The following is a 15,424-nucleotide window of genomic DNA, read 5'->3' as shown; positions in this document are numbered from 1 at the left end:
CACAGCTTGAAGCTGTGGCACGGCGTGGCCTGAACCCGCATGTCTGCAAAAATCCGGTCCGGCGGGGAAACCGTCCGGGCGGATGTACGGAGAAGTCCGATAATGTCCGATGATCATGACGAGGAAAACGGTTTTGACACCGCCATTCCCGACAGCCTCATGCCCTATGATTCCTGGATCGAGGATGCCTACCGGCAGGTCATGCTGCGCGCACTCGAATATGCGGCGGCGCAGGGACTGCCGGGTGATCATCACTTCTATCTGACATTCAGGACCGACTGGCCGGGTGTTGAAATGCCCGACCGCCTGCGCGCCCAGTATCCGCACGAAATCACCATCGTCCTTCAGCACCAGTTCTGGGACCTGAAGGTTGACCGCGCGCACCAGATCATATCGGTCGGGCTGTCATTCGGGGGGATTCCCTCCACGCTGGTGATTCCGGTGGCGGCCGTATCCGCCTTTGCCGACCCGCATATCCGCCTTGCCCTGCGCTTTACCGTGCCCGAGCAGCCACCCGTGACTGCCGTAGCACCCAACGTGGTGCCGGTGCAGCCCGCGCCGGTGGACACGGCGCAGGCCNCCCGCCGCCGATACGGCAGCGGGCGGCGCGGATGCGGACAAGGGCAAAGGGTCGCAGGTCGTCAGCCTTGCCGCCTTCCGCAAGAAGGGGCCCGGGGGACCGGGCTGAGCCACATTTTCCATCCGGGCGCGCCGGATGCGCCGGGCGCGCCCTGAACCTGAACGCCGCCACCTGGAACCAATCCGGGGGAAAAAAGGCAGGAGACCGTCCGTTGAATGTATCCGCACCCACGCGCAAGCCATTTGTCTATGGCCCGCTGTTTCCGCTGCATGATGATGACACACCGTGGAAGAAACTGGAGATCGAGGGGATTACCACCTCGGTCCTTGGTGGCCGCACGGTGGTCCATGTCCGCCCCGAGGCCCTGACGGCGCTGGCCGCCCGTGCCTTCAACGACGTGGCGCACCTGCTGCGCCCCGGCCATCTGGCGCAGCTTGCCAAGATCCTGAAGGACCCGGAGGCGTCGGAAAACGACCGTTTCGTGGCGCTGGACCTGCTCAAGAACGCCTGCATCGCGGCCGGCGGCGTGCTGCCCATGTGTCAGGATACCGGCACTGCCATCGTATATGGCAAGAAGGGCCAGCGCGTGTGGGTGGATGGTAATGAGGAGGAAGCCTTCTCGCGCGGGGTGTATGACACCTATACCGGCACTTCGCTGCGTTATTCGCAGATGGCGCCGGTGTCGATGTTCGAGGAAGTGAACACCGGCACCAACCTGCCGGTGCAGTTCCATATCTCGGCTACACCCGGTGACTACCATGCCGAACAGATGGACCTCATGTTCATCGCCAAGGGCGGCGGGTCGGCCAACAAGACCTTCCTGTTCCAGGAAACCCGCGCCCTGCTGTCCAGCAAGGAACACCTGCTGAAATGGCTGGATGGCAAGATCCGCACGCTGGGCACCTCGGCCTGCCCGCCGTACCATCTTGCCGTGGTGATTGGCGGCATGTCGGCCGAACAGAACCTTGAGACCGTCAAGCTTGCCTCCACCCGCTGGCTCGACAGCCTGCCGACCGAAGGCAGCGCGCACGGCCATGCCTTCCGTGACCTGGAGATGGAAACGGAAATCCACAAGCTGACCCAGCGCCTGGGTATTGGCGCGCAGTTTGGCGGCAAGTATTTCTGCCACGACGTGCGCGTGGTGCGCCTGCCGCGCCATGGCGCGTCGCTGCCGGTGGGAATCGGGGTATCATGCTCGGCCGACCGTCAGGTCAAGGCGCGGATCACCGCCGATGGCGTCTTTCTGGAACAGCTTGAGACGGACCCGGCCCGCTTCCTGCCCGAAACCACGGATGACGATCTGGATGGGGAGGCGGTGCAGATCGACCTGAACCAGCCCATGGATGAAATCCGCCGCAAGCTGTCGCAGTATCCCGTGCGCACCCGTCTGTCCCTGACCGGTACGATGGTGGTGGCGCGTGACATCGCGCATGCCAAATTCCGCGAACGGCTGGAAAAGGGTGAGGGCCTGCCCCAGTACCTCAAGGATCATCCCGTCTATTATGCCGGCCCCGCCAAGACGCCCGAAGGCATGCCCACCGGTTCCTTCGGTCCGACCACGGCTGGCCGCATGGACAGCTACGTGGCCATGCTGCAGAAGGCGGGCGGGTCGTATGTCATGCTGGCCAAGGGCAACCGTTCCAAGGCCGTGCGCGATGCGTGCAAGGAATATGGCGGCTTCTACCTTGGGTCCGTCGGTGGCCCCGCGGCCCGTCTGGCGCAGGACTGCATCCGCAAGGTCGAGGTGCTGGAATACCCTGAACTGGGCATGGAGGCGGTGTGGAAGATCGAGGTCGAGAATTTTCCGGCCTTTATCGTGATCGACGACAAGGGTAATGATTTTTATGATGGCCTGACCGGCTGAACGTGACCGCATGGCGGTCCGTCCGGCCTGCCAGTCGGGCCGGACAACCGGAGGGTTAGGGAGCGCCATGCGTTTTACCGTCGATCGTCTTGACCACCTTGTGGTGAGTGTCCGTGACCTTGAGGTCTCGGCCTCATGGTTCCAGCGCGTGCTGGGCATGGAGCGTGAGGAATACGGACGCAACAACCGCACGGCGCTGAAATTCGGCGGCCAGAAAATCAACCTCCGCCCCTATGGGGCCGAAGGCTGGACCACGGCGGAAGATGCGCTGCCCGGCACCAACGACCTGTGTTTCACCACTGCGCTGAACAGTGTCGATGTCATTGAACACCTTGAAAAATGCGGTGTCCGGGTAACGGAGGGGCCGGTAGCCCGCCTGGGGGCGCTGGGGCCGGTGACATCGGTCTATTGTCATGACCCCGATGGCAACCTGATCGAAATCGCGTCCTATCAGGGATAACGCGGCATTCGGGAACTTTTATTATTTATCAGTTATTTATTGCTGCCGCGCACGCATGCGCGGCAGCAGGGCGGTGTTATTTCGGCTGCTTGCCAAATACGGCGGTCAGCCTGGCGGAACCAAGGCTGTGCTGGTTGATGACAAAGCCCACCATGGCGCCCGATGCATCGTTGGGCAGTTCGATCCGTTCGATGTCCAGCGCATGGATGGTGAAAATGTAATGGTGGTCCGGTCCCGGCGGGGGTGCTGCGCCGCCATAGACATTTCCGCCGAAATCGGTGCGCGTCATCTCGGCGTGTTCAGGCAGGTCGTTGTCGCCCGATCCCGCGCCCGCAGGCAGGGATGACACCGTGGCGGGGATGTTGATGACAACCCAGTGCCACCAGCCCGAACCCGTCGGGGCGTCGGGATCATACATGGTGATGGCGAAGCTCTTGGTGCCGGCGGGCGGATCCTGCCATGCCAGCGGCGGCGAGATGTTGCCGCCTGAATAGCCCATCCCGTCAAACACCTGCGCCGCGGGCAGGCGGTCGCCATCGTGGAAGGAGCGGCTTGTCAGTGTAAACGTCATGTCGGTTTCCTGCTTTCCGCGCGACCGGCCGCGCGGATAAGGGTCAACGTTGGCCGGTTGGGGGAAGATTACCAGTTCTGGCTGATCAGCCAGAATTCTTCCGATGTCAGGGTGATGACCTGATCCCCGTTCTTGCTTTCGGCGGCGGCGCGGGCCAGGGCCTCGATACGCTGGATCATCAGCGTCTTGCGCTGATAGGTTTCGTTACGGTCCTTTTCCTCGACCGATTCCAGCACCTGCAGGGCGGTGTAACAGGCGCGGGTAATGCGGGCGGCGTCAAGCTGGGCATAGGACATGGGGCTGTGTCTCCTGTGTCTGTTCACTGGCCCGGCCGGGGCCGGGTCCGGGAATTCCCGTGCGGGAATCGTGTCTTATTGTGGCTTCCCCGGCCGCGTCTGTCCAACATCGCCATGCATCGGGCCTGTGGCTGGCCGCTTTGTCGCGATGGTGACAGTTCGGGCTGGCAAGTATGGTGCGGATTCCGTAAAGGGAGCCGCATGACGGATCTGGTTTCTGATTTCGACTTCACCCTCCCGCCACAGAATATCGCCGATCATCCGGCCCGCCCGCGTGACAGCGCGCGCCTGCTGGATGTGCCGGTGGATGGGCCGTTCAGGGACCGCCATGTGCGCGACCTGCCGGGGCGCCTGCGCGCGGGCGACATCCTGGTGGCCAATGATACGGCGGTGATCCCCGCACAGCTGTCGGCCATGCGGGGGGACGCGAAGATCGGCATAACCCTGGACCGTATCCTGCCCGATGGCACATGGCACGTGCTGGCCCGCAACGCCCGCCGCCTGCATCCGGGTGATACGCTGACATTCGGCGCGTCCCATGTCACGGCGCGGGTGATCGCGCGCGGCGAGGGGGGCGACGTGACCCTGCGCTTCAGCGCGGACGGGGCGGCATTCGACCAGTTCCTGCATGATGTGGGCCATCTGGCGCTGCCGCCCTATATCGCCCGGCCCGACGGTCCCACCGATGCGGACCGCAGGGATTACAGCACCATCTTCGCCCAGCACCGTGGCGCGGTGGCCGCCCCCACAGCCGGGTTGCATTTCACGCCCGGCCTGCTGGCGGGGCTGGATGCGGCGGGCGTGATCCGCCAGACGCTGACGCTGCATGTTGGCGCGGGCACGTTCCTGCCCATGCGCAGCGACCAGATTTCCGCCCATCGCATGCATGCCGAACGCGGCACGATTTCCCCCCATGCGGCAGCGCGCATCAACGCCGCCCGTGCCGCGGGCGGGCGGATCGTGGCGGTGGGCACCACGTCGCTACGGCTTTTGGAAAGTGCGACGGATGAAAACGGCATCGTCCATCCCTTCCATGGCGAGACGTCGATCTTCATCCGCCCCGGCTACCGCTTCCGCGCGGTGGACATGCTGCTGACCAATTTCCACCTGCCGCGTTCGACGCTGTTCATGCTGGTCTGCGCCTTTGGTGGCTATCACCGCATGAAGGCGGCCTATGCCCATGCCATCGCCAGCGGCTACCGCTTCTATTCCTATGGCGATGCCTGCCTGCTGCACCGCACCGAAGGAGACCTGCCATGACCACATTCCGCTGGCGGCCTGAAGCCCGCGCGGGCCATGCCCGTGCCGGCTGGCTGGATACCGCCCATGGCAGTGTGCCGACACCGACCTTCATGCCCGTGGGCACTGTTGGTACCGTCAAGGCCATGACGATGGACAGCGTGCGGTCCACGGGCGCGGGCATCGTGCTGGGCAATACCTATCACCTGATGCTGCGGCCCGGGGCGGAACGGGTGCGCGCGCTGGGCGGCCTGCACCGGTTCATGGACTGGCCGGGGCCAATCCTGACCGATTCGGGCGGGTTCCAGGTCATGTCGCTGGGTCCGCTGCGCAAGCTGGATCAGGACGGGGTGACCTTCCGGTCGCATATTGACGGGTCGAAGCACCGGCTGACGCCCGAACGCTCGACCGATATCCAGTACGCGCTCGATGCCACCATCAGCATGTGCTTTGATGAATGCCCCGCGCTACCGGCGGCCCCCGACGTGATCGCGAAATCCATGCGCATGTCCATGCGCTGGGCCGAACGCTGCCGCACGGCATTTGTCCAGCGTCCCGGTTACGCGCAGTACGGCATCATCCAAGGCGGGACCGAACCGGAACTGCGGGCCGAAAGCGTGAAGGCACTGACCGGAATCGGGTTCGAGGGCTACGCCATTGGCGGTCTTGCAGTGGGGGAAGGGCAGGAACTGATGTTCTCGACCCTTGAATCCACCGTGCCGCTGATCCCCGATGCCAGCCCGCGCTACCTTATGGGTGTCGGCACGCCCGATGACCTGCTTGGCGCCGTGGAACGCGGCGTGGACATGTTCGACTGCGTCATGCCCACGCGGGCAGGGCGCACGGCGCGCGCCTATACCGAACGGGGCACGCTGAACCTGCGCAATGCCCGGCATGCCACCGATTCGCGGCCTATTTCGCCGCATTGCGACTGCCTGACCTGTTCGCGCCACAGCCGCGCCTACCTGCATCATCTGTTCCGGGCGAATGAAATCCTCGGCCCGATGCTGCTGACATGGCATAATCTTGCCTATTACCAGCGGCTCATGCGCGGGATGCGGGCGGCGATTGTCGATGGCGCGTTCACCGCCCACGCCGATCACCTGCGCGCCCAATGGGCGATGGATGACTGGAGTGGTGATGAAATGCCCTTTCCCGACATTCCCCCGGTGGCCTGATGGCGGCTGCACCGCCCGGTCCTGACCCCGCGCGCATGGCGGCACGGATTGCCGGGCATGCGCGCGATCTGGGGTTTGATGCGGTGGGATTCGCACCCGCCCGGCTGGATGATGCGACGCGCACCCGCCTGGCCATGTTCGTGGAAAACGGATTCGCTGGCAGCATGGGCTGGATGGCGCAGCGTATGGAACAGCGGGGCGATCCACGCATGTTGTGGCCCGAGGTGCGCAGCGTCATCGCCCTTGGCCTGAATTACGCGCCCGAAGGCGACGCGCTGGCCACGACCCGGGTGCCGGATGCGGGCAATATTTCCGTCTATGCCCGGAACCGCGATTACCATGACGTGGTCAAGGGAATGCTCAAGCACCTTGCCCAGTTCGTGGTGAACGAAGGGCGGCGGCAGGGCATGGACGATGCGCAGGTGAAGGTCTTTGTCGATACGGCCCCGGTCATGGAAAAGCCGCTGGCGCGGAACGCGGGCCTTGGCTGGCAGGGCAAGCACACCAGCCTTGTCTCGCGCCGTCATGGTAGCTGGCTGTTCCTGGGTGAGGTCTATACCACGCTGGACCTGCCGCAATCGGCCCCGTCGGGCGGGGGGTGCGGCAGTTGCACCCGCTGCCTTGTGGCATGTCCGACCGATGCGTTTCCCGCCCCCGGCGTGATGGATGCGCGACGGTGCATTTCGTACCTGACCATAGAAAACCGCGACCCGATTCCCGAGGCGCTGCGCCCCGCCATGGGCAACCGCATTTACGGATGCGATGACTGTCTGGCCGTCTGTCCATGGAACCGCTTCGCCGCAGCCACGAACCATATGAAGCTGGCCGCGCGTGACGACCTGCGCGCGCCCGCGCTGCGGGATCTTGCCGCACTGGATGATGCGGGCTTCCGCGCGCGGTTTTCCGGCTCCCCCATCAAGCGCATCGGGCGCGGGCGTTTCGTGCGCAACGTGGCGGTCGCCATTGGCAATAGCGCGCAGCCCGCCCTGCGGCCCAGCGTCGCGGCATTGTGCGGTGATGCCGACCCCGTGGTGGCGGATGCCGCGCGCTGGGCCACGCTGCGACTGCCCCGGTGACGGGGGAGGCGCATACGGGCATGCCGCTGCCCGCGCAGCGCGGCGCGCGGCTGCTGCGCAAACGCAGCCTCAACCTGTCGGGCCACCGCACCAGCGTCGCGCTGGAGCCGGAGTTCTGGCGCGCCCTGCACCTGATCGCGCAAAAGCGTGGGGTGACCCTTGCGGGACTGGTGGGACGCATTGATGCCGCGCGGCCGCCGGACCGCCCGCTGGCATCCGCGCTGCGGGTGGAGGCATTGCGGGAATGGATGCCAGCATTGCCGGAAATCGCTGGTACGGACAGGGAAGATCAGTTGGGTTGACCGGACATCCGTGCTAGCGTCGGGGCATGGCAATCTGGGGTAAACTTTTTGGTGGCGTTGCAGGGTTCGCGGTTGGCGGCCCCATGGGCGCTGTCGTGGGCACGGCACTCGGGCACGCGGCGGATAACGGTTCCCTGCTGGAAACGCCGGTGGGGGGATGGACCGACCGCTGGGGACCCCGTCTGAACGCGGACCCGAATGGCGCGGCGACCTTCATGGCGGCCAAGATGGCCGCCGCGATGGGCAAGCGCGACCAGATGTACGGGCTGGTCATCATCATCCTGTCCGCCAAGATGGCGAAGTGCGACGGGCCGGTGAACCGCGCCGAAATCGATGCCTTCAAGCGCCGTTTCCACCTGCCGCCCGAGAATATGCGCGAAGTTGGCCGTCTGTTCGACAGCGCGCGCCAGCGTACGGATGACTATCGCGCCTTCGCCACCGAACTGGGCCGTGCCTTCGCCAGCAAGACCGGCATGCTGGAAGACGCGCTGGCGTCCCTGTTCGTGATCGCGCGCGCGGATGGGGAGGTCAATGCGCGTGAGGAAGCCTTCCTGCGCGGGGTGCACAAGGCCTTCAACCTCAGCCCCGGCGCATGGGACCGCGCGCGTGACGGCGGTGCGCGACCGGGCGTGAGCGAGGTTGACGCCTATGCCGTGCTGGGTATCTCGCGCGATGCCAGCGATGAGGAGGTGCGCGTGGTCTGGCGCAGGCTTGTGCGTGAACATCATCCCGATATCATGACCGCACGTGGGGCCACCCCCGCGCAACTGGCGCAGGGTGCGGCCCGCATTGCCCAGATCAATGCGGCATGGGACCGGATCAAGCGCGACCGCAGGCTATAAAGAAGCCTGCCTGTAAAGCATTGCGGAAAATCAGAAGTTTTTGGTGAAGCTTTTTTCAAACAGCTTCGGGGAACGCCGCCTTTTTGAAAAAAGGCGGCATCCGGGGACTTTTATTATTTTAGCGGTCGTCTCACATCCTTCCGGACATCGCTGAAAGCCCGGTCATGGATCCGGCCGGCAGCAGCGGAACGACTGGAAAAAGCCACCGCTGCCCCATGTTGTCACACGGGTCGTGCCGATCAGCGCGCGGCCTTCTTTTTCTGTTCCAGCAGGCGACGCAGCGCGCCACCAACCGTGTGGGCCAGCGCGCGATAGGCCTGTCCCGCCGGGCTGTCGGGGGCGGCGACCACGACCGGCGCGCCATTGTCGGCGCTGGCGCGGATATCGGCCAGCAGCGGGATTTCACCCAGGAACGGCACGCCCATCCTGTCCGCCTCCGCCCTTGCCCCGCCATGGCCGAACAGTTCGGTGCGGTGGTTGCAGTTGGGGCAGCAGAAATAGGACATGTTTTCCACGACGCCCAGCACCGGCACGTTCATCTTCTCGAACATGGCCACGCCGCGCCGGGCGTCCAGCAGGGCGATATCCTGTGGGGTGGAAACGATCACGGCGCCAGCCAGCGCGGTTTTCTGCGCCAGCGTCAGCTGCGCATCCCCCGTGCCCGGCGGCATGTCCACCACCAGAACGTCCAGCGCGCCCCATTCCACATCGCCCAGCAGCTGTCCGATCGCCCCCATGACCATCGGCCCGCGCCAGATCATGGCCTTGCTTTCATCCACCAGCATGCCGATCGACATGGCGCTGATGCCCCATTTGTGCGGCGGGATCAGGCGGCCATCACGCACTTCGGGCTGGTCGCCAACACCCATCATGCGTGGCAGGGACGGACCATGCACGTCCGCGTCCAGCAGCCCGACCTTCAGCCCCTCCAGCCCCAGGCCCACCGCAAGGTTGACGGCGGTGGTGGACTTGCCCACGCCGCCCTTGCCCGACGCCACGGCAATGACCACGCCCACGTTCGGCGGCAGCGGGCCGGTGGCGGCCTTTGGCGTCTTGCCCCCAAGGTTGAGGGGGCGGTGCCCTCCGCCAGCGGGCGCAGGGGCCGCCTGTGGCGCGGGTGCCGCCGGTGCGGGGCGGTGCGCGGTCAGGATGACACTGGCCGCCGTGCAGCCGGGAACCGCGGCGACAAGGGCACGTTCCAGTTCGGGCAGCAGTGGCTGCAGCGATCCCGCCCGCGTGCGGTCGGTCGCGATGGCGACATGCAGGACGCCATCACGCACCATGAAGGCATCCAGGCTGCCCATATCCGCAACACTGGCGGCATGATCCGCGGTGCGTACGCGTTGCAGCACGGTTTCGATGGTTGCCCTGTCGGGACTGGTCATGGTTGTGCGCTCCCTGCTGTCTGCTATCTGGCCCGTGCGGGTATAGAAGGGGCGGCCCGTGGTGGTCGAGTCATGAAACGGTGGGTGCCCGCCCGCATGCCGGTCACATGTCATGCCTGGCATGCGGGGCATCCCTGCCATTGGGGGAATGGCTGGCTGCGCGGTTTGCTGCTTTACGCTCGCTGCGTCACAATGGTTGCAGCCATTTTGTGCATCGTTCAGGCGGACAGGGGACACGATGGGCATTTCCACTTCGCACGCGGCAGTACCACACCGGCGCGATCACCGGATTGATGCGCTGCGCGGGGTGGCGCTGCTCATGATGTGCATCGACCATATCCCGCAGGATGTGCTGAACCGCTTCACCATGCGCAATGTAGGCTTTGCTGATGCGGCGGAGGTGTTCGTGCTGCTGGCGGGCTATGCCTCGTGGCTGGCCTATGGCCGCGCGTTTGGCAAGAAGCAGCCGGTCGCGTCGGTGCTGGCGCGGATCGGACGGCGGTGTTGGCAGCTTTATGTCTTCCAGATGGCGATGGTGGTGGTGTGCATTTCCACCATCCGCATATGGCGGCATTTCTGGCCGGTGCCGGTCGATTTCCTTGAACCCGAACTGGCGCACGGGCTGGATTCCGCATGGCGGGTGCTGTCATTGCAGGCATTGCCGGGCAACCTGAACATCCTGCCGCTTTATATCGTGCTGCTGCTGGGGTTCGCGCCGTTATACGCGTTGCTGCGCGGGGTGGGGACGCCGGTGGTGCTTGGGTTGAGCGGGACGGTCTGGCTGCTGGTCAATTTTGACCCGCGCCTGAACTTTCCCAACTGGCTTGACCCGGATGGATGGTATTTCGACCCGCTGGCGTGGCAGTTCCTGTTCGTGCTGGGTGTGTGCGGGGCGCGGGTGGCCGGACGGCATGATGGCAGCCTGCCGCGTTCGCGCGTGCTGGCGGCGGTGTGCGGGCTGTATCTGGTCTTTTCCTTCGTGCAGTCCTTTCCATGGACGGACTGGGGATTTGCCGACCTGCGGCCCGTGGGCATGGCGGTGCCGGACAAGATGATCCTTGCCCCATGGCGGCTGCTGGACGTGCTGGCGCTGTTCTACCTCGTGCAGTCCTCGCCACGCGCCACCGTGCTGGCGGGGACGCGGGGGGGACAGCTTATGGCGCTGTTCGGGCGGCATTCGCTGGAAATCTTCACGGCGGGCACGCTGGTGGATCTGTATGCCCGGCTGGTGCTGACCAGTTTCGGCACGGGCTGGGTGATGCAGGTGGTGGTGAACGTGGTGGGGTTCGTGGTGCTGCTGTGGGTGGCGCGCAACCGCGAACGCGCCCGTGTCGCGGCCCGCAGGCCCACGCCGCCGGCACCGGGCGGCCTGCCTGCGCACGTGCCCCTGTGCCGGAACTGAGGCCGTGGTTTCCGCGTGCGTGAAGGGCATGATATAGGGTACTGCGTCAGACCCCGTTCAGCAGGATATATGAGCCCCATGTCCTTTCGTGCCGCTGCCTTTTCCCGATCCTGCCTTGCCTTGGGGCTGGTTACGGCCCTTGGGGGGCATGCCGCGCGCGCGGCGGACCCCGCCCCGGCCGCGGCGGCACCCGCCGCCACGACCCCTGCGGCCACACCCCCCCTGCGCCTGCCGGGCGAGGGGCGGAACATGCCCGACAGCTTTGCCGACCTTGCGGCCAAACTGCTGCCCGCCGTCGTCAACGTGTCCACCACCGAGATGGTCCGCCCCGGTGAGGACGATGATGATGGCGATGATGGAGACAGCACGCCACAGGTGCCCAATTTCCCGGAAGGGTCACCGTTCGAGAAATTCTTCCACGATTTTATGAACCGGCAGGACAGCCCCAACGCACCACCGCGCAAGATGCAGGCGCTGGGTTCGGGCTTCATCATCGACCCTTCGGGCGTGATCGTGACCAACAACCACGTCGTGCGCCATGCCGACCAGATCACCATTACGCTTCAGGACAATACCGTGCTCAAGGCGCGGCTGCTGGGCCATGACGACCGCACCGACCTTGCGGTGCTGAAGGTGGACAGCCCCAAACCGTTGCCCGCCGTGCCCTTTGGTGACAGCGACCACGCGCGCGTGGGCGACTGGGTGCTGGCGATCGGTAACCCGTTCGGCCTGTCGGGTACGGTGACGGCGGGCATCGTCTCCTCACGCGGGCGCAATATCGAACAGGGGCCGTATGATGATTTCATCCAGACCGACGCGCCCATCAACAAGGGCAATTCGGGCGGCCCGCTGTTCAACCTGCATGGGGAGGTGATTGGCATCAACACCGCCATCTTCTCACCTTCGGGCGGGTCGATCGGCATTGGCTTTTCCATTCCCTCCGCCGAGGCGCAGGGCATCATCGAGCAGCTTCGCCGCCATGGCCGTGTCACGCGCGGGTGGATTGGCGTGCGCATTCAGGACGTGACGCAGGAAATCGCCGATGGGCTGGGCCTGAAAAGCGCGCATGGCGCGCTGATCGCGGGGGTGGAGCCAAAGGGACCGGCGGCGATCGCACACCTGCAGACCGGTGACGTGATCCAGAGCCTGAATGGCAAGGAAATCGATGGCCGCGCCCTGCCGCGCCTTGTGGCCGAGCTTGCGGGCGGCAGCGTGGCCCACCTGGGGATCTGGCGCAAAGGCCAGCAGATGAATGTCGCCATCACCATCGGCGCCCTGCCCGAGGAAAAGACCGACAAGGCCGATGGCGCCAGCCAGCCCGCGAAAAAACCGGCACAGGGCAGCATGGCCATTACGGGCATGGGCTTCACGGTAGGTGATCTGGATGATATCGCGCGCCAGAAATACAACATGGCGGAAGGGCAGAAGGGCGTGCTGGTCACCGGGGTGACCGATGACAGCCCGGCCGCCGAACGCGGCCTGCGCCCCGGTGACGTGGTGACCGAAGTGCAGCAGTCGGCCGTGAACACGCCTGCCGACCTGCGCCGCCAGCTTGACACCGCCCGTAGCCAGCACCGCAAGACCGTGCTGTTTCTGGTGCAGAATTCCGATGGCCTGCGCTGGGTGCCCTTTCCCCTGTCGGATGGCGCCGGACACTGAACCGTATGCATGAACGCCTGAAGAACCTGCTGCTTTCCATCATGCGGCGGGGAACGTGGCGGCAGGTCGTGCGGATGAACGTCTCGCTCATCCTGTCGGGTATTGTTGCCACCATCATCCATCTGGATGAACCGGTCTGGGCGCTGATCACGTCGGTCATCGTCATTACCCAGACGCGCCTGACCCAGACGCTGTCCACCGGGCGCGAACAGATCGTGGGCACCCTGATCGGGGCGGCGGCCGGCATGTCGGCCATTGCGCTGGAACAGTGGTGCGCGCTGTCGGTCGGCATGGTGTTCTGGGTCATGCTCATGCCACTGGCGGTGCTGGTGGCGCTGCGGCCCAAGATGCGGGTGGCCATTGTCACCCTGATGGTCGTGCTGCTGTTTCCCGCCACGGGGGAACCGTTCTCAAGGCCGCTGCAGCGTATCGCCTCGATCATGACGGGTGTTGTCGTGTCGTTCGCGGTGTACTTCTTCGTGCTGCGCAACGAGGCGCGGCGTGAAGTGCTGGGCAACGCCGCAAGCCTGCTGCGCCGCCTGTCCGACCTGCTGTCCACGGCATTGCACCAGCATCCCGACCATGATGCGCTGGGCACGGTGGACGTGATGTGCCGTTCCCTGCTGCAGGACATCAATGACGGCGTGCAGGAGGCAGAGGTCGAACACCCCGGTTCACTGGCGCGGCATGATCCGCTGGTGATGCGCCTGCCGGGGCTGCTGCGCCGGATCCGGTCGGACGCCATCTTCATTTCACGCGCGGCTGTGGAAGGGGAGACAGCCCGGACGGGCGACATCCTGCAGCACGAGCGTGACATGCTGGCGCGCATCCTGGACCAGATGGCCGATCGCTGTAATGCGCAGGCGGCGTCCCGTCGCGGGCGCACGTTGCCCGATGACGGGATGCGCGATATTCTTGATGAACTGGAACAGCAGGGGGAACACTGGACCCCTGTCATGCGTTTCGCCATCGGGCTGCTGCATGCGGACATGCGGCTGGCCGTGCGCAATATCTGGTCGAACGGGCAGACGGATGACGGGCCGTTTCCGCTTTCGGGTCATCCGTTCCTGGCCGAGGCTTCGTTCGAGCCTGCCTCCACCGATACGGTCGTGAAGCGACAGGGCGGGGGCTGACACCGCAACCAAGGAGTGCAAAAGACACCATGCTGAACGAAAAAACCCTGAATCACCTTCCCGCCAGCGTTCAGCCGCTGCGTTACAGGCGGGAGGAAGTGGGGCGAGGGATCGTTCATTTTGGTGTCGGTAACTTCTTTCGGGCGCATGAGGCATGGTACGTCAACAGATGTCTCGCCCTTCCGGGACAGGCGCAGTGGGGCATCGTCGGCGTGGGGCTGGGTGGTGGTGGTGCGCGCGGGGAAGCCAAGGCCCGTGCCTTCACGCAGCAGGACTGCCTGTATTCGCTGACGGAAGTCGCGGCGGACGGCGCGCGCACGGTCTCCATCATCGGGGCGCTGCGTGAATACCTGCTGGCTCCCGCCGATCCCGAAGCCGTGCTGGCCCGCCTTGCGGACCCGCAGACGCGCATCGTCAGCATGACGATCACGGAAGGCGGCTATAACATCAACGAGGAAACCGGGCAGTTCCGCCTCGACACCCCCGCCGTGCAGGCGGACCTGAAGGATCCGGGCCGCCCCACGACCGTGTTCGGCTACGTGGTCGAAGGCCTGCGCCGCAGGCGGGCGGCGGGTGCCGGGCCGTTTACCGTCCTGTCCTGCGACAACCTGCGCAGTAACGGCCATGTCGCGCATGAGGCATTCGTGGGCTATGCCCGCGCGCTTGATGCGGATCTGGCGGAATGGATCGACGCCAACGTGACCTTTCCCTGTTCCATGGTGGACCGCATCACGCCGGGCGTGGATACCGCGACGCGCAATGCCCTGAACGCGGCCAGCGGGCTGGATGACGACCTGCCGGTACTGGCAGAGAATTTCAGCCAGTGGGTGCTGGAGGACAGGTTCTGCAACGGCCGCCCCGCGCTGGACCGCGTAGGGGTCGAGTTCGTGGATGATGTGGCGGGGTATGAGCAGGTAAAGGTGCGCATGCTGAATGCGGCGCATGTGCTGCTTGGCTCGACGGGTCTGCTGCTGGGGCACCGCTACGCGCATGAAACGGTTGAGGACGCCGATCTGGTCCGCCTGGCCAACGCCTACTGGACAAAGGATGCGATGCCGCAGATCGATGCCCCGGCGGGCGTGGACCTGGATGCTTACCGCAGGCGTCTGCTCAGCCGGTTTTCCAATCGCGCCGTGGCCGATACGCTGCTGCGGATCTGTAGCGATGGCGCCTCCAAGGTGCGTGTGTTCTGGACCGACACCGTGCGGCGGTCACTGGATAGCGGGCATGATCTGGACCGGATCGCCTTTGGTATTGCCGCCTATCTGGAAATGCTGCGTGGGCAGGATGAAAAGGGCCAGACCTATGCCCCGATCGAACCCACGCTGGATGCCGACCAGATGGCGCTGGTCAATGACGCTGACCTTGCGGCAGGACTGAGCCTGCCTGCATTCGATGGTTGGCGGGACATGGACACCACCACGCTGGATGCGGCGG

The 15,424-nt window shown here is 65.2% G+C and carries 13 protein-coding genes and 2 pseudogenes (1 of these 15 running past the window's edge); 12 read left to right on the top strand and 3 right to left on the bottom strand.

The genetic code is table 11. From position 1 onward, the window contains the following. The first annotated feature begins 102 nt into the window (after positions 1 to 102). From GEU01_RS22480 to GEU01_RS07995, 3 genes and pseudogenes are all read left to right on the top strand, one after another. A pseudogene (locus GEU01_RS22480) lies at positions 103 to 688 on the top strand (SspB family protein). Between the two features lie 103 nt (positions 689 to 791). Next, positions 792 to 2,444, top strand: a complete 1,653-nt coding sequence (locus GEU01_RS08000; protein WP_019085655.1) for a fumarate hydratase — start codon at positions 792 to 794, stop codon at positions 2,442 to 2,444. Between the two features lie 67 nt (positions 2,445 to 2,511). Next, on the top strand, positions 2,512 to 2,904 hold the full coding sequence (locus GEU01_RS07995) for a VOC family protein (RefSeq protein WP_010508268.1): 393 nt from the start codon (positions 2,512 to 2,514) through the stop codon (positions 2,902 to 2,904). Between the two features lie 76 nt (positions 2,905 to 2,980). On the opposite strand, the gene GEU01_RS07990 is transcribed toward GEU01_RS07995, so the two are convergent. Continuing rightward, positions 2,981 to 3,475, bottom strand: a complete 495-nt coding sequence (locus GEU01_RS07990) for a kinase inhibitor (protein WP_019085654.1) — start codon at positions 3,473 to 3,475, stop codon at positions 2,981 to 2,983. 68 nt (positions 3,476 to 3,543) lie between these two features. Beyond that, positions 3,544 to 3,771, bottom strand: coding sequence for a hypothetical protein (locus GEU01_RS07985; protein WP_010508270.1), 228 nt, complete (start codon positions 3,769 to 3,771; stop codon positions 3,544 to 3,546). Between the two features lie 201 nt (positions 3,772 to 3,972). On the opposite strand from GEU01_RS07985, the gene queA reads away from it, so the two are divergent. From queA to GEU01_RS07960, 5 genes are read left to right on the top strand one after another with little or no spacing between them, the layout of a single operon-like run. Next, positions 3,973 to 5,031 carry a tRNA preQ1(34) S-adenosylmethionine ribosyltransferase-isomerase QueA gene (gene queA, locus GEU01_RS07980; RefSeq protein WP_019085653.1) on the top strand — a complete coding sequence of 353 codons (1,059 nt, stop codon included), beginning with the start codon at positions 3,973 to 3,975 and terminating at the stop codon, positions 5,029 to 5,031. Beyond that, positions 5,028 to 6,188, top strand: coding sequence for a tRNA guanosine(34) transglycosylase Tgt (gene tgt, locus GEU01_RS07975; RefSeq protein WP_019085652.1), 1,161 nt, complete (start codon positions 5,028 to 5,030; stop codon positions 6,186 to 6,188). The genes queA and tgt overlap by 4 nt, the downstream gene beginning before the upstream one ends. After that, positions 6,188 to 7,264 (top strand): tRNA epoxyqueuosine(34) reductase QueG, encoded by a 1,077-nt coding sequence (gene queG, locus GEU01_RS07970; RefSeq protein WP_019085651.1) that lies wholly within the window; start codon positions 6,188 to 6,190, stop codon positions 7,262 to 7,264. The genes tgt and queG overlap by 1 nt, the downstream gene beginning before the upstream one ends. Before the next feature lie 20 nt (positions 7,265 to 7,284). Then, positions 7,285 to 7,566: a ribbon-helix-helix domain-containing protein gene (locus GEU01_RS07965; protein WP_042710813.1), complete on the top strand. Its 282-nt coding sequence runs from the start codon at positions 7,285 to 7,287 to the stop codon at positions 7,564 to 7,566. 26 nt (positions 7,567 to 7,592) lie between these two features. Beyond that, positions 7,593 to 8,408, top strand: a complete 816-nt coding sequence (locus GEU01_RS07960) for a TerB family tellurite resistance protein (protein WP_010508276.1) — start codon at positions 7,593 to 7,595, stop codon at positions 8,406 to 8,408. A 239-nt stretch (positions 8,409 to 8,647) separates the two neighbouring features. Here GEU01_RS07960 and GEU01_RS07955 read toward each other — a convergent pair whose 3' ends face one another. Next, on the bottom strand, positions 8,648 to 9,925 hold the full coding sequence (locus GEU01_RS07955; protein WP_019085649.1) for an Mrp/NBP35 family ATP-binding protein: 1,278 nt from the start codon (positions 9,923 to 9,925) through the stop codon (positions 8,648 to 8,650). A 106-nt stretch (positions 9,926 to 10,031) separates the two neighbouring features. Between GEU01_RS07955 and GEU01_RS07950 the strand changes: the two genes are divergently transcribed. The 4 genes and pseudogenes from GEU01_RS07950 to GEU01_RS22475 form a co-directional block, all read left to right on the top strand. Beyond that, positions 10,032 to 11,195 carry an OpgC family protein gene (locus tag GEU01_RS07950; protein ID WP_019085648.1) on the top strand — a complete coding sequence of 388 codons (1,164 nt, stop codon included), beginning with the start codon at positions 10,032 to 10,034 and terminating at the stop codon, positions 11,193 to 11,195. A gap of 78 nt (positions 11,196 to 11,273) precedes the next feature. After that, positions 11,274 to 12,854 carry a DegQ family serine endoprotease gene (locus GEU01_RS07945; RefSeq protein ID WP_019085647.1) on the top strand — a complete coding sequence of 527 codons (1,581 nt, stop codon included), beginning with the start codon at positions 11,274 to 11,276 and terminating at the stop codon, positions 12,852 to 12,854. 5 nt (positions 12,855 to 12,859) lie between these two features. Continuing rightward, the gene (locus GEU01_RS07940) at positions 12,860 to 13,987 is read left to right on the top strand and encodes an FUSC family protein (RefSeq protein WP_019085646.1); all 1,128 of its coding nucleotides are present in this window, start codon (positions 12,860 to 12,862) and stop codon (positions 13,985 to 13,987) included. A gap of 29 nt (positions 13,988 to 14,016) precedes the next feature. Further along, positions 14,017 to 15,424, top strand: a pseudogene (locus tag GEU01_RS22475) (mannitol dehydrogenase family protein) (it continues 60 nt past the right edge of the window).

Origin of the sequence: Komagataeibacter europaeus LMG 18890 (assembly GCF_000285295.1) — a bacterium.
Classification (GTDB): domain Bacteria; phylum Pseudomonadota; class Alphaproteobacteria; order Acetobacterales; family Acetobacteraceae; genus Komagataeibacter; species Komagataeibacter europaeus.
The sequence above is the reverse complement of the archived record's forward strand: the minus strand, read 5'-3'. Positions and strand labels throughout refer to the sequence as shown.

Bases quoted from the DNA above. Each gene is read 5' to 3' on its own strand.
- GEU01_RS07965 (WP_042710813.1), top strand. From the start codon at position 7,285: ATGCCGCTGCCCGCGCAGCGCGGCGCGCGGCTGCTGCGCAAACGCAGC.
- queG (WP_019085651.1), top strand. From the start codon at position 6,188: ATGGCGGCTGCACCGCCCGGTCCTGACCCCGCGCGCATGGCGGCACGG.
- GEU01_RS07985 (WP_010508270.1), bottom strand. From the start codon at position 3,771: ATGTCCTATGCCCAGCTTGACGCCGCCCGCATTACCCGCGCCTGTTAC.
- GEU01_RS07950 (WP_019085648.1), top strand. From the start codon at position 10,032: ATGGGCATTTCCACTTCGCACGCGGCAGTACCACACCGGCGCGATCAC.
- GEU01_RS07940 (WP_019085646.1), top strand. From the start codon at position 12,860: ATGCATGAACGCCTGAAGAACCTGCTGCTTTCCATCATGCGGCGGGGA.
- GEU01_RS07955 (WP_019085649.1), bottom strand. From the start codon at position 9,925: ATGCCCCGCATGCCAGGCATGACATGTGACCGGCATGCGGGCGGGCAC.
- GEU01_RS07945 (WP_019085647.1), top strand. From the start codon at position 11,274: ATGTCCTTTCGTGCCGCTGCCTTTTCCCGATCCTGCCTTGCCTTGGGG.
- GEU01_RS07995 (WP_010508268.1), top strand. From the start codon at position 2,512: ATGCGTTTTACCGTCGATCGTCTTGACCACCTTGTGGTGAGTGTCCGT.
- GEU01_RS07960 (WP_010508276.1), top strand. From the start codon at position 7,593: ATGGCAATCTGGGGTAAACTTTTTGGTGGCGTTGCAGGGTTCGCGGTT.
- queA (WP_019085653.1), top strand. From the start codon at position 3,973: ATGACGGATCTGGTTTCTGATTTCGACTTCACCCTCCCGCCACAGAAT.
- GEU01_RS07990 (WP_019085654.1), bottom strand. From the start codon at position 3,475: ATGACGTTTACACTGACAAGCCGCTCCTTCCACGATGGCGACCGCCTG.
- tgt (WP_019085652.1), top strand. From the start codon at position 5,028: ATGACCACATTCCGCTGGCGGCCTGAAGCCCGCGCGGGCCATGCCCGT.